Source organism: Streptomyces sp. Ag82_O1-12, assembly GCF_900182715.1.
In the GTDB taxonomy this organism is placed as follows: Bacteria; Actinomycetota; Actinomycetes; order Streptomycetales; family Streptomycetaceae; genus Streptomyces; species Streptomyces massasporeus.
In genome coordinates this window covers 5,542,455-5,554,952 of the sequence record NZ_FXUW01000001.1, presented here as the reverse complement: position 1 = coordinate 5,554,952, position 12,498 = coordinate 5,542,455, and the positions used below count along the sequence as shown (strand labels likewise).

Genomic DNA, 12,498 nt, shown 5'->3' with positions numbered 1-12,498 from the left:
ATCCCTTCACAGCACAAGGTGTGACGCGCAACACTCGCAGGCGCATGAACGTTGCCGCCTTGGGCCACGAAGGACCCGCGGAAGTGAGGGCAAGTCATGTCCGTTCACGACGAACTGACGTCAGTCCAGCGCAGTCTCGACGAAGTGTTCCGATCGCTGGGACGCCTGGAGAAGCAGCTCGGCACCGGCGGCCTGGAGATGCGCCGCGTCCGTGTCGACGCCAACCACCTGCGCGAGAGCGTCGCCCTGCTGCGCGACGCCGCCGCGTCCCCGGCCGCGCCGACCCGCCCCGAGCTGGTCACCATCTCGGACACGCCGTACGACTCCGCCCTGTGGAGCGACTCGGACGACGAGGGGCTCGGCGCCCGGGACCGGCGCGCTCCCTGACCCGGGGAGGAGTCGAGCGCGACCGGCACCTCCCCCGAACCCGACCGGAGTCGTCACGTGGCCACTGGTACGGAACCCCCTGCCACCGAACCCAGACCTGAGAGCGGCGGTGTGCGGGGCGCCGCGCGGGCCGCGATCGCCGCCCCGCATCTGCGCACCGACCGCTGGTGGCTGGCCCCGGCCGGCACGGCCGCGGGCCTGCTCGCCTTCATCGTCTACTCGACCTGGCGGGCCTTCGCCGACGCCCATTACTACGCGGCGCCCTACGTCTCGCCCTTCTACTCCCCCTGCCTGGCGGAGCGCTGCGAGCCGATGAGGTCCGGCCCGAACTGGGAGATCTTCGGGAGCTGGTGGGGCATCTCCCCCGCGATCATCATCCTGATCTTCCCGCTCGGCTTCCGCCTGACCTGCTACTACTACCGCAAGGCCTACTACCGGGGCTTCTGGGCGTCCCCGCCGGCCTGCGCGGTGGCCGAGCCGCACAAGAAGTACAGCGGTGAGACCCGCTTCCCGCTGATCCTGCAGAACATCCACCGGTACTTCTTCTACGCCGCGCTCGTCGTCGCCGGGATCCTCACGTACGACACCGTGCTCGCCTTCCGCGACGAGACCTACGCGTGGGGCCACATGGGGCTCGGCACGCTCGTGTTCCTGGTCAACATCGTGCTGATCTGGGCGTACACGATCTCCTGCCACTCCTGCCGGCACATCGTCGGCGGCAAGCTCAAGCACTTCTCCAGGCATCCCGTGCGCTACCGGATGTGGCAGTGGGCGGGGAAGCTCAACGCCCGGCACATGCAGCTCGCCTGGGCGTCGCTGGTGAGCGTGGCGCTCGCCGACTTCTACGTCTACCTGGTCGCGTCCGGCGCCTTCGACGATCCGCGCTTCTTCTAGAGGGATGGGGCCTTATCTGATGTCCGTGGTCGACCGGCAGGAGTGGGACGTCGTCGTGGTGGGCGCGGGCGGCGCGGGCCTGCGCGCCGCCATCGAGGCCCGTGAGCGGGGCGCCCGTACGGCCGTGATCTGCAAGTCGCTGTTCGGCAAGGCGCACACGGTGATGGCCGAGGGCGGCATCGCCGCGGCGATGGCCAACGCCAACGAGAACGACTCCTGGCAGGTGCACTTCCGCGACACCATGCGCGGCGGCAAGTTCCTCAACCAGTGGCGGATGGCCGAACTGCACGCCCAGGAGGCGCCGCAGCGGGTGTGGGAGCTGGAGACCTGGGGGGCGCTGTTCGACCGCACCAAGGACGGCCGGATCTCCCAGCGCAACTTCGGCGGCCACGAGTACCCGCGCCTCGCGCACGTCGGCGACCGCACCGGCCTGGAGCTGATCCGCACGCTCCAGCAGAAGATCGTCGCGTTGCAGCAGGAGGACTTCAAGGAGACCGGCGACTACGAGTCCCGGCTGAAGGTCTTCCAGGAGTGCACGGTCACGCGCGTGCTGAAGACCGTGTCCGACAGCGGCTCCGCCGCGGGCGGCCGGGTCTCCGGGGTGTTCGCCTACGAGCGCGAGTCGGGCCGCTTCTTCGTGCTGGAGGCACCCGCCGTGGTGATCGCCACCGGCGGCATCGGCAAGTCCTTCAAGGTGACGTCGAACTCGTGGGAGTACACGGGCGACGGCCACGCGCTGGCCCTCCTCGCGGGCGCTCCCCTGCTGAACATGGAGTTCGTGCAGTTCCACCCGACCGGCATGGTCTGGCCGCCGTCGGTGAAGGGCATCCTCGTCACCGAGTCGGTGCGCGGCGACGGCGGTGTGCTGCGCAACTCCGACGGCAAGCGGTTCATGTTCGACTACATCCCCGACGTCTTCAAGGACAAGTACGCCGAGACGGAGGAGGAGGGCGACCGCTGGTACGACGACCCGGACCACAACCGCCGCCCGCCCGAACTGCTCCCCCGCGACGAGGTCGCGCGGGCCATCAACGCCGAGGTGAAGGAGGGGCGCGGCTCGCCGCACGGAGGCGTGTTCCTCGACGTGTCGACGCGGATGCCCGCCGAGGTCATCAAGCGCCGGCTGCCGTCGATGTACCACCAGTTCAAGGAGCTGGCGGACGTCGACATCACGGCCGAGGCGATGGAGGTCGGGCCCACCTGCCACTACGTGATGGGCGGGATCGCGGTCGAGTCCGACACGGCGGCGGCGCGCGGGGTGCCCGGTCTCTACGCGGCCGGTGAGGTGGCCGGCGGCATGCACGGCTCCAACCGGCTCGGCGGCAACTCCCTGTCCGACCTGCTGGTGTTCGGCCGCCGGGCCGGCTGGCACGCGGCCGAGTACGCGGCGGGGGCGGCCGGGGCGCGGCCCGTGGTGGACGACGTCCAGATCGACTCGGCGGCCGCGGAGGCGCTGCGGCCCTTCTCCGCCGAGGCGGAGATCGAGGAGCCGAAGGGCGGCCCGCCGGAGAACCCGTACACCCTGCACCAGGAACTCCAGCAGACGATGAACGACCTGGTCGGCATCATCCGCCGGGAGCCGGAGATGGAACAGGCCCTGGAGAAGCTGGCCGAGCTGCGGCTCCGGGCGCGCCGGGCCGGGGTCGAGGGGCACCGGCAGTTCAACCCGGGCTGGCACCTCGCCCTGGACCTCAGGAACATGCTGCTGGTCAGCGAGTGCGTGGCGCGCGCCGCGCTGGAGCGCACCGAGTCGCGCGGCGGGCACACCCGTGAGGACCATCCGGGGATGGACCGCACGTGGCGCCGGATCAACCTCCTGTGCGCGCTCACCGACCCGACGGGCACGCTGGCGGCGACGGACCCGGTCCGCGGCCAGATCACCCTCACCCGCGAGACCACCGAACCCGTCCGTGCCGACCTGCTCGCCCTGTTCGACAAGGAGGAGCTGGTCAAGTACCTCGCCGAAGAGGAGCTCCACGAATGAGCGGCTACACGGCCCACTTCAAGGTGTGGCGCGGCGACGTGGGCGGCGGCGGCCTGAAGGACTTCGAGGTCGAGGTCAACGACGGCGAGGTGGTGCTCGACATCATCCACCGCCTCCAGGCCACCCAGACGCCCGACCTCGCCGTGCGCTGGAACTGCAAGGCGGGCAAGTGCGGTTCGTGCTCTGCGGAGATCAACGGCCGCCCGCGGCTGATGTGCATGACGCGCATGTCGGTCTTCGACCGGGCGGAGACGATCACGGTCACGCCCCTGCGCGCCTTCCCGGTGATCCGCGACCTGGTCACCGACGTCGGCTTCAACTACACCAAGGCCAGGGAGGTCCCGGCCTTCGTGCCGCCGGAGGGGGCCGGTCCCGGCGAGTACCGGATGATGCAGGAGGACGTGGACCGCTCGCAGGAGTTCCGCAAGTGCATCGAGTGCTTCCTGTGCCAGGACACCTGCCATGTGGTCCGCGACCACGAGGAGAACAAGCAGGCGTTCGCCGGGCCGCGTTTCCTGATGCGGGTGGCGGAGCTGGACATGCACCCGCTGGACGCGGCGTCGGAGGCGGGCCTGGACCGCAAGACCACCGCCCAGGACGAACACGGCCTCGGCTACTGCAACATCACCAAGTGCTGCACGGAGGTCTGCCCCGAGGGCATCAAGATCACGGACAACGCGCTGATCCCGCTGAAGGAGCGGGCGGTCGACCGTAAGTACGACCCGCTGGTGTGGCTGGGCTCGAAGATCAGGAGGCGCTCTTCAGCAGGCTGAGTGCCTGGTGGAGGTTGTGTTCCGCGATCTCCCGCATCCGCTCCGGGTGCGGGAAGTCGCCCTCGATCAGGGTCAGCGGGCCCGAGACCAGGCCGATGTGCATCGCCAGGCGGTACAGACGCAGGCGGGCCTCGTCCAGGCCGGGGGCGCGCAGGGCGTCGTAGTGGGGGCCGAAGCGGAGCCGCAGGAAGACGTGTTCGTGCTCCACGTCGAAGTACATCAGGCCCTCGATGTCGATGAGCGCCGGATGCCCGTCGGGCGTGAGCAGGACGTGGTCGGCCCCGAGTTCGCCGTGGACGAGGGTGTGATGGTCGCGGGGCCGGACCTCGGCGGCCAGGGCCTGGATCTCCTCCTCCAGCTCCGGGCGTGCGGCGGCGGCGCGGGGGTCGCGTGCGGCGGCTTCGGCGATGCAGCGCAGGGCGCCCTCGGTGACGCGCTGCTCACAGGAGACGCCGTACGAGGAACCGCCCTTGTCGACGACGGCGACCTTCCCGAACCGGGGGCCGGTGTGGCGGTGCAGGGTGGCGAGCAGCTCGGCCATCCGCTCCATGGCCTCCGGGGCCTGCTCCGGGTCGCGGGCCAGGGCGTCCTCCAGGCTGCCTCCGGTGAGGTCCTCTACGACGGCCGCGTCCGCGGGCAGGTGCGTGTGCGTGGAGTCGGCGTACCGCAGGCGGGGAGTGCGGACACCGGCGGCTGCGAGCCGGTCGTGGGCCGCCGTGAACAGGCCGAGGCCCGTGCCGTGCGAGAAGACGTCCCGGGGGTCGGGGTCCGGCTGGTCCCAGTAGTCCTCGTCGGCGGCCCAGACATAGGCGACGGCGGTGGAGTCGTCGTCGAGGGTGAGGCGGTAGACGCCCTTCTTGGTGCCGCCGCGCAGGCGTTCCACGCCGGTGAGGGCGCGGGACCGGCCCAGGGCGGCGCGGGCGAGGGGTGCGAGGTCGGCGGTGGTGAGGGGGCGTCGGGTCGTCGTCACCGCACCCAGTCTTCCTTGTAGGAACGCCAGTTCGCCTCGGTGGCGGCGAAATCGATGTAGAGCGCGACGCCGAAGCGGGCCCGGTCCGCGTCCGTGCGGGACAGGCCGAGGCGGACACCCCGGACCGCCGCGGGGACGGTCTCGGCGTGGCCCCAGTGGGTGAAGTTGCTCTCGTAGTAGAAGGGCAGGCCCATCAGCAGGTCGGTGGAGGGCGGGGTGACCTCCAGGGCCAGGGAGGTCTGCTGGGCGACGTAGCCGCCGTAGGTGCCCTCCAGTGGCTGCGCGGTGTCGTACGACATCACGGCGATCTGGTCGACGCGGCGGGCGACCTGGCCGAAGAACTCCTGCGACCACCACTTGGGGTGTTCGGTGAACAGGCCGAACACGGAGTGCAGGTTCGGGAGCGGGTCGATCTGGTGGGCGGCGACGGAGAGTCGGGCGTCCCGGGAACGGGTCTCGCGGCGCAGGGCGTCGAGGAGGGTGAGGTAGTCGCGGTCGCCGGACGGCATGGGCTCCAGGTCGAGGTGGACGCCCTCGTAGCCGGTGTCCAGGACCTGGCGGGCGGAGCGGACGACGGCGGAGCGGGTGTCGGGGGCCGCCAGGCGCATGCCGTCGGAGTCCTCGTCGGCCAGGACGTCACCGAGGAAGGCCTGGACGCGGACGCCGGGCATCTTCTCGTGGACGGCGTCGATGAACCAACGGGCCTTCGGGTGAACCGACTTCGGGAGTGTCCCGTCGTGCTCCAGCGGGCCCGAGTGGACGTACAGGTCGCGGATGCCGGTGTCCTTCAGCCGCCGGGCCAGGGCGTCGACGTCGGCGCCCGTCTTACGTCCGTCGACCCAGGCGTGGCCGAGCCAGAGGGCGTCGCGGTTCCTGGTGTGAGTGCCCTCCGCGAGGTCGCCCGTGTAGTTGACGCGGAGGGCTGTCAGAACGGAGAGAAGGGGGAGCAGGAGAAGCAGGGGGACTGCGATGGCCGTGCGTCTGACCCAGCGCCTGCGTCTCGTACCCCCGGCCTGGTCGGGCGCGGGATCACCCTGCGGTTGTGGGGAGTGCGCGCTCTCGGTGGCTTCCGTGCGGTCCATGCCGTCTCCCCTGTCGGTGCGGTCGATGTTGCCGGGGATGACGATCAGCACGTACGTTCGGTTGCGATCAGCCGGAGGCGTCGGACAGGTGCCTACGTGCAGATGCCCCTCCAGGGGGTGGGCGGGCGGCTTCGCCGGCAGGACGGCGATGAGTGCTTAGCCGCTCTTGTCCGCCACGCGGCAGGAGGCCGTGTTGTCCGCCTGGCGGTGGAGGGTGAGGCTGGTCAGGCCGGTGCGGGCGAAGGTCGTGAAGCGTCCACTCGGACGGGGCCTGCAGGGCACGCGGCGCGATGCCCCGGTCGCGTGCACGCGCCACCGTCCAGTAGCCGACCTCGGCGGAGGCGGCCCCGGGTACGACGTCCTCGAGGATCACGCGGCCGGCCAACAGCCCGCCCGCCGAGGCGTCGACCTCCTCGACGGCGGCATGGAGTTGAGCAGAGCCTCTCCTCTCGGTACCGGCCGGGTGCGTCGACCTCGATCCCCCGCCGGAGAACGGCAGTTCGAACCAGACCGGCTCGCCCCGGCGGGTGCCGCGGGGCCGATCGCCTCACCGGTGAACTCCCTCCGCAGGGATTCCGTAACGGCTGCCGAACCGCCGACACCCCATTCAACCCCGAACGGTTCCAGGCGGTTCGACCAGCTCTGGCGCGACAAGGACGGCAACCTCGTCATCGTCGAGGCAAAGGGTCCCAACGCGCGGCTGGACTGGCGACAGGGCAATGGCCCTCTCGACCGGCGCACGATGGTGAAGCAGGGCACCGTCGAGTACGTCCGCACGATCTGTGCCGATATGGAGCAGCGCGTCCTCCTGTCCCCCAAGGACGGTAAGTACGCGCAGGAGATCAGGGCCGCCCTCAAGAATAAGACGCTGCGGTATGTCCTGGTTCAGGCCACTGAAAACACCGGCCGGTACGCTGGGGCCGAGCTCAAGCACTTCAAGCTCTTCTAAGGAGAAACGCGTTGGTCTCGGTCATCACCCGCCACCCCTTTCCCACGGGGAATGCGGAAGAGGGCCTCGCTGTCCTTCAGGAGAATGCACAGGAACTGCTCGAGGGATTGGAGGCGGATCCGACCGGTTTGGGCGATGCCCTGAGTACGACTCTCAACCTTGCCGAGGCGCACTGCCTCATGGATCCGCGGGCAGCGATCTACCCCACGTGGGACGCCTGGGTGACCGCGATGCAGGTCGGTTCCGCCGTGTTCGCCGGCGCGATGGCGACCGAGGGGAACGTGCACTGCCGCATCGCGCACAGGGACCTCACCCTGCAGGCCACAGGTCCGCAGTGGTACGTGCACCCCGGGGCATGGCTCACGGCCTTCTACCTGGCGGTGGCGTGCCGGGAGAAGGACAGGATCACGGCGCTGTGCCGCGTTCCCCTGTCCCTGCTGCGTGAGAACGGCGCACAGTTCGAGGAGCACGACTACGCTTGGATCGACACCCTCCAAACCTATTGGCTCGGAGGCCAGGAGCTTGTTCCCAAGTTGGTCTCGGCTGTGGACGGCACCGACCCGGAGACCGTCTCCGACCCGGAAACTGTGGGCAAACTCGTTTACCCTCCGATGGAGATGTTCCACCGCTTCATCCGCAAGGATCACGAGGGCTTCAACCGTGCGCTGGCCCAGGCACTCGAACTGCACAAGCAGTACTGGAGCGAGGAGGACCGTGCCGTCAACATCGCGGGACTCGTCGCCTTGGCCCCGCTCGCCATGGTCTGCCTGGCCCACGACGCGGGAATGCCCATCGAAGTTGAATCCGACTACTTGCCTGCGGTACTGATCGGTCGCAACTGGTGCGGAGAGTTTCCCACCTGACCGGCCACTCGTGGCTCCTTCAGTCATGATGCAGACCCGGTGAGTCCAGAAGCGGTCACAGCCGGGGAGGACACTGGCCGGAGTCCAGGAATTGCTCTCGTCGGTGACGTCACCGACGAGAGCAGAGCCACTCAGAGGAAAGAAGTGGACCGCCCTCACCCTCGCGAAGTGGCGCTGCCTGACCGATCCGACGGCAGGCGAGTTCCCGGCCTGGGAAGCGTGGGTCACTGCCATGCAGGTCGGCTCCGGGCTCTTCGCCGCCGGCACCGCCACCGACGGCACCGTGCCGTGCCGGGTGGGCAACACCGGTGAGGTCAAGCACCTCCCCGCCACCGGCCCGCAGGACTACCTCCACGCGGGCAACTGGCTCACTTCCTTCTACCTGGCGGTGATCTGCCGCGAGAACGACCGGGTCCACCAACTGGCACAAGTGCCCGTCTCGTTCCTGCGGGAGTCCGGCGCGGAGTTCGACGAGTGCATCCACGCCTGGGTGGAGACCCTCCAGCACTTCTGGTCCGGGCGACAGAAGACCTGGGACACGCTGGTCACCGCGATCGACGGCACGACCCCGGAGGCGGCCACCATCGCCGGCCCGGAGCTCATGCTGAAGGTCCTGTACCCGCCGCTCGAACTCTTCCACCGCTATCTGCGCCGGGAGAACGAGCAGTTCGACGCCGCTCTTGTCGATGCCCTCACGTGGCACAAGGAGTACTGGACCGCGAACGAAGCACAGTCCCTCAGCGGCGAGGGGCTGGTCGTCCTCGGCCCGCTCGCCATCGCCTGCATGGCGTACGACGCCGACCTACCCGTCGAAGTCGAGTCGGAGTACATTCCGCGAGCTTTGCTTCGACGGTCCTGGGTGGGCGAGTACGCGACCTGACAGGTGCTGACGGTGTCCTACGGCAGGTGCCGCGCAGCGTTCGGATCGGCCGCCCGCAACGGCATCTTCACCAGCGTTCCCGACCTGTTGACGAGCAGTTCGGGGATGTCGTCCTCGTAGAACCGTACTTGGCCGATGACACCGTCGGTTCTTGCGTGGAGAGCGAGCATCTCCGCCAGCTCGACGAGTTCGGGAAGCAGCTCCGCGTGAAGCTCCTGTCGGACCGTCAGGAGCCAGTGATCGGGGCCTTGGAGAAGCCGGCCGGTCAGCAGTCCCCCGATGCGCTTCGCCGGGCCCCGGTCCGCGAGCAGGGGGACGAAGTCCGGCCGGTCCATGTCGCCGATGCCGTCGTCCGCGTTGCCGTCCGCCAAGTGCCAGTCGTCCTGCCGGTCGACCTCCAAGTGCCGGCGGAGGTGCGCGAGCACGACATCCGGTGCGGTCGGCGACAAGTCGAGGGCCAGGTCCACGGCGAACACGTCACTCATGTGGCGTGAGTTTAGGTGTGCTGTAGGGCCTCGGGGAGGCGGGACGCGCCAATCTGACGCGTGTGCCCGTGCGGCAGCAGGAGGTGGGGGCCTCGGGGCGGGCGAGGCTGCACTCCCTCTACGGGGACTCCCCGTTCGTCGCCGGCAAGGCGTTGTTCCTCGCGGAAGTGGCCGATGGCGTGCCTCGCCCACGACCACGGCTTTCCCGTCGATCCCGCGCAGCCGTTCCTGCCCGCCCATCTCCTCAACCGCCGGCGGATAGAAGAGATCACCTGACCCGCGGGCGGACAGCGGAGATGACCTGATCCGCGAGCGGACCGAGGAGATCTCATGGCCCGCGAGCGGATGGAAGAGGTCTCCTGACGGCCGTCGGTCGTGCCCGCCGGCTCGGCTAGAACAGGCTCAGCAGTGCCTCCGCCGGATCGGTGAGGCTCGTGTCGCCGCCGGGCAGGGGCAGTTCGAACCAGACCGTCTTGCCCCGCGGCGTGCGGCGGGAGCCCCACGCCGCGCTGAGGAGGCCGACCAGTTGGAGGCCGCGGCCGCCTTCGTCGGTGTCGCGGGCCCGGCGGCGGCGGGGCTGGACGAGGCCGGAGTCCCAGACCTCGCAGACCAGGGTGCGGTCGAGCAGGAGGCGCAGCCGGATCTCGCCCTCGCCGTAGCGCAGGGCGTTGGTGACCAGTTCGCTGACGAGGAGCTCCGTGGTGTCGACCAAGGGCTCCATGTCCCAGGCGAGCAGCTGGGCGCGGGCGTACTCGCGGGCCCGGCCGACGCTGCGCGGCTCGCGCGGCAGGGTCCAGTCGCCGACGGACTCCGTGGGCAGCCCCTGTACGCGGGCCATCAGCAGCGCGATGTCGTCCTCGCCGTGATGGGTGTCGAGGGTGTTGAGGACGTGGTCGCAGACGTCCTCCAGCGGCTGCCCGGGGTCGGAGAGCGCGCTGACGAAGGCCTGGAGACCTTCGTCCAGAGGGTGGTCGCGGCTTTCGACCAGGCCGTCCGTGTAGAGCGCGAGCAGGGCGCCCTCGGGGAGTTCGACCTCGACCTCCTCGAAGGGCTCCCCGCCGACGCCGAGCGGCATGCCCGGCGGCACGTCGAGCATCAGCGCCGGCTCGCCGGGTTCGACCAGGACGGGCGGCAGATGACCCGCGTTGGCGAAGGTGCAGCGCCGGGTGACGGAGTCGTAGACGGCGTAGACGCAGGTGGCGAGGTACACCTCCGAGAGGTCCGCCTCGCGGGGCCGGCGGGCGGCCCGGGTCGCCTGCTGCACCCCGCCGGGGGCGCCGAGGCCGCGGGCGATCTCGTCCAGCTGGGAGAGCACCTCGGCCGGTTCCAGGTCGAGCTGGGCCAGGGTGCGCACCGCGGTGCGCAGTTCGCCCATGGCGACGGCGGCGCGCAGGCCACGGCCCATGACGTCGCCGACGACCAGCGCGGTGCGGTGTCCGGGCAGTTCGATGACGTCGAACCAGTCGCCGCCGACCTCGCTGGGCCGGCCGGTGTTGACGTTGCCGGGCAGATAGCGGCAGGCGATGTCGAGGCCGGAGGCCTCCGGGTCGCCGGGCGGGAGCAGGGACCGTTGCAATATCAACGCGCGTTCGTGCTCCCGGCGGTAGAGGCGCGCGTTGTCGATGCAGACCGCGGCCCGCGCGGCCAGTTCCACGGCGAGCTCGCGGTCCCGGTCGCCGAACGGCTCGCTGCCCTTCGTACGGGCGAACTGCACGAGCCCGACGACCGTGTCGTGGGCGAGCATCGGGACGGCGAGCGTGGACTGCACGAGGCCGCCGTCCTCGCCCGGGACGGTCTGCGGGCGGGCCGTGCGCAGGGCGTCCGCGCAGGGCGAGTTGAACGGGTAGTGGTGGACGGCGCCGACCGAGACGGGCACGCCGGTGCCGGTGAAGGGCGCGTCGGAGACGGCACTGGCGAAGGCCACGCGGCGCAGCTCCGCGCTGCCGTCGGCGAGCCCGGGCGGGGTCTCGTCGCCGGCCAGCAGGCCCTGGTAGAGGTCGACGGTGGCGAGGTCGCAGAAGCCGGGGACGACGACGTCGAGGAGCTGCCGGGCCGTGGTCTCCAGGTCGAGGGAGTTGCCGATGCGGGCTCCGGCCTCGTTCAGCAGGGCGAGGTTGCGCCGGGCCGCGGCGGCCTCGCGGGCGGCGGCGCGGCGGGCGGTGATGTCGGTGCCGAGCCAGGCGACGCCGATGGGCCGACCCGAACCGCTGTGCACCCGGTAGAGGTTGACGGACCAGTGGCGGCGCTCGTCGGAGCCCGGCACGAAGCCGGTGACGTGCATGTCGGTGATGGAGTTGCCGGTCTCCAGGACGCGGCGCAGGGTCGCGGCGACCCGCTCGGCCTCGCCGCGCTGGAGGAAGTCGTGGACGCCCTTGCCCCGGTGGTCGTCGGGTGTGCCGCCGAAGACGGAGGCGAACCGGTGGTTGGCGCGGCGGACCCGCAGATCGGGGTCGATCAGCAGGAAGCCGAACGGGGATTGACCGAAAATGGCCTGCGAGGCGGCGAGGTCGGTCTCGATGCTGCGCAGCGTGCGGACGTCGACGACGATGCAGACGGCGGCCTTCTCACCGTCCTCGGTGCGCGTCGGCATGACGTACACCTCGGCGAGTCCCTCGCGACCGCATTCGCCCTCGGCGCCCTCGGGCGTCCGGAAGGGCACCACGCCGGTCCACTCGCGGCCGTCGAGGATCTCGGCCATCTTGCGCATGCCCCGCTCGCGGTGGCGCGGGTCGATGAAGGTCTCGATGGGGTCCATGCCGACGGCGCGGTCGGCGGAGATGCCGAAGAGGTGCTCGGCGCGCAGGCTCCACTGGTCGATCAGCCCGTCGGGCCCGATGGAGAACGACGCGACCTTGATGTAGTCGTAGATGGATCCGGGGGGACTGCTCTGCCACATGGCGTCGCCGGTCCGCATCCCGTCGGCCGCGAGCGCACCTCCCACCGCGGAGGCCAGGCCGTCGGCAGCCCTCGCCCTCGCGCCCTCCGACGGGTCCTCGGACTCCGTGGCCTTCGCTGGTATCTCGCTCACGCGAACCGTCCCCTCCAGCTCACCGCGTCCGGCACCGGTCACCGGGGGCGGCTGCCCGCAGTATCCAGCACTACGGTGCCGCACAACACGGTGTTCACGATCACAGCACGGTCCCGATGATTTTCGGTCCGGACCGTGACAACACTTCCAGTCTTCTAACCAGGGGACACGTCGTCGAACCCCCTCGGCCGGCAACCGCCACT

General features: G+C 70.3%; 12 protein-coding genes. 8 read left to right on the top strand and 4 right to left on the bottom strand.

The features are described from left to right. The first annotated feature begins 96 nt into the window (after positions 1-96). The 4 genes from QOL88_RS25650 to QOL88_RS25635 are packed head-to-tail and all read left to right on the top strand — an operon-like array spanning position 97 to position 4,038. Complete coding sequence (locus QOL88_RS25650; protein WP_097220007.1) at positions 97-387, top strand: Rv0250c family protein; 291 nt, start codon at positions 97-99, stop codon at positions 385-387. Positions 388-444: 57 nt separating this feature from the next. Beyond that, positions 445-1,281 carry a succinate dehydrogenase subunit SdhC gene (sdhC, locus tag QOL88_RS25645; protein ID WP_097220004.1) on the top strand — a complete coding sequence of 279 codons (837 nt, stop codon included), beginning with the start codon at positions 445-447 and terminating at the stop codon, positions 1,279-1,281. A gap of 19 nt (positions 1,282-1,300) precedes the next feature. After that, entirely contained in the window at positions 1,301-3,265 is a 1,965-nt protein-coding gene (locus QOL88_RS25640) for a fumarate reductase/succinate dehydrogenase flavoprotein subunit (RefSeq protein ID WP_097220002.1), read from the top strand. Next, positions 3,262-4,038: a succinate dehydrogenase/fumarate reductase iron-sulfur subunit gene (locus tag QOL88_RS25635; RefSeq protein ID WP_097219999.1), complete on the top strand. Its 777-nt coding sequence runs from the start codon at positions 3,262-3,264 to the stop codon at positions 4,036-4,038. The genes QOL88_RS25640 and QOL88_RS25635 overlap by 4 nt, the downstream gene beginning before the upstream one ends. Here QOL88_RS25635 and QOL88_RS25630 read toward each other — a convergent pair. Together QOL88_RS25630 and QOL88_RS25625 are read right to left on the bottom strand one after the other, a co-directional pair. Beyond that, positions 4,013-5,008, bottom strand: a complete 996-nt coding sequence (locus tag QOL88_RS25630) for a phosphotransferase family protein (protein ID WP_097219996.1) — start codon at positions 5,006-5,008, stop codon at positions 4,013-4,015. The genes QOL88_RS25635 and QOL88_RS25630 overlap by 26 nt on opposite strands. After that, entirely contained in the window at positions 5,005-6,090 is a 1,086-nt protein-coding gene (locus tag QOL88_RS25625) for a glycoside hydrolase family 18 protein (RefSeq protein ID WP_107426751.1), read from the bottom strand. Before QOL88_RS25625 ends, QOL88_RS25630 begins: the two co-directional genes overlap by 4 nt. 247 nt (positions 6,091-6,337) lie before the next feature. On the opposite strand from QOL88_RS25625, the gene QOL88_RS38640 reads away from it, so the two are divergent. The 3 genes from QOL88_RS38640 (at position 6,338) to QOL88_RS25605 (ending at position 8,782) form a co-directional block, all read left to right on the top strand. Beyond that, the gene (locus tag QOL88_RS38640; protein ID WP_306456187.1) at positions 6,338-7,039 is read left to right on the top strand and encodes a hypothetical protein; all 702 of its coding nucleotides are present in this window, start codon (positions 6,338-6,340) and stop codon (positions 7,037-7,039) included. Positions 7,040-7,050: 11 nt separating this feature from the next. Continuing rightward, on the top strand, positions 7,051-7,902 hold the full coding sequence (locus QOL88_RS25610; RefSeq protein ID WP_097219990.1) for an immunity 49 family protein: 852 nt from the start codon (positions 7,051-7,053) through the stop codon (positions 7,900-7,902). Between the two features lie 103 nt (positions 7,903-8,005). Then, on the top strand, positions 8,006-8,782 hold the full coding sequence (locus QOL88_RS25605) for an immunity 49 family protein (RefSeq protein ID WP_257027894.1): 777 nt from the start codon (positions 8,006-8,008) through the stop codon (positions 8,780-8,782). 17 nt (positions 8,783-8,799) lie between these two features. Here the strand turns inward: QOL88_RS25605 and QOL88_RS25600 are convergent, their stop codons facing one another. After that, a complete protein-coding gene (locus QOL88_RS25600; protein ID WP_143668889.1) occupies positions 8,800-9,267 on the bottom strand; it encodes a hypothetical protein in 468 nt (155 codons plus the stop codon). Positions 9,268-9,441: 174 nt separating this feature from the next. On the opposite strand from QOL88_RS25600, the gene QOL88_RS25595 reads away from it, so the two are divergent. Further along, a complete protein-coding gene (locus tag QOL88_RS25595; RefSeq protein ID WP_218892920.1) occupies positions 9,442-9,543 on the top strand; it encodes an immunity 49 family protein in 102 nt (33 codons plus the stop codon). A gap of 115 nt (positions 9,544-9,658) precedes the next feature. Here the strand turns inward: QOL88_RS25595 and QOL88_RS25590 are convergent, their stop codons facing one another. After that, entirely contained in the window at positions 9,659-12,295 is a 2,637-nt protein-coding gene (locus tag QOL88_RS25590; RefSeq protein ID WP_097219978.1) for a SpoIIE family protein phosphatase, read from the bottom strand. Positions 12,296-12,498 lie beyond the last annotated feature (203 nt).

What these genes read in the sequence shown, in the direction of transcription:
- QOL88_RS25650 (WP_097220007.1), top strand. Translation starts at nt 97, where the DNA reads ATGTCCGTTCACGACGAACTGACGTCAGTCCAGCGCAGTCTCGACGAA.
- QOL88_RS25640 (WP_097220002.1), top strand. Translation starts at nt 1,301, where the DNA reads ATGTCCGTGGTCGACCGGCAGGAGTGGGACGTCGTCGTGGTGGGCGCG.
- QOL88_RS25635 (WP_097219999.1), top strand. Translation starts at nt 3,262, where the DNA reads ATGAGCGGCTACACGGCCCACTTCAAGGTGTGGCGCGGCGACGTGGGC.
- QOL88_RS25625 (WP_107426751.1), bottom strand. Translation starts at nt 6,090, where the DNA reads ATGGACCGCACGGAAGCCACCGAGAGCGCGCACTCCCCACAACCGCAG.
- QOL88_RS25600 (WP_143668889.1), bottom strand. Translation starts at nt 9,267, where the DNA reads ATGAGTGACGTGTTCGCCGTGGACCTGGCCCTCGACTTGTCGCCGACC.
- QOL88_RS25595 (WP_218892920.1), top strand. Translation starts at nt 9,442, where the DNA reads ATGGCGTGCCTCGCCCACGACCACGGCTTTCCCGTCGATCCCGCGCAG.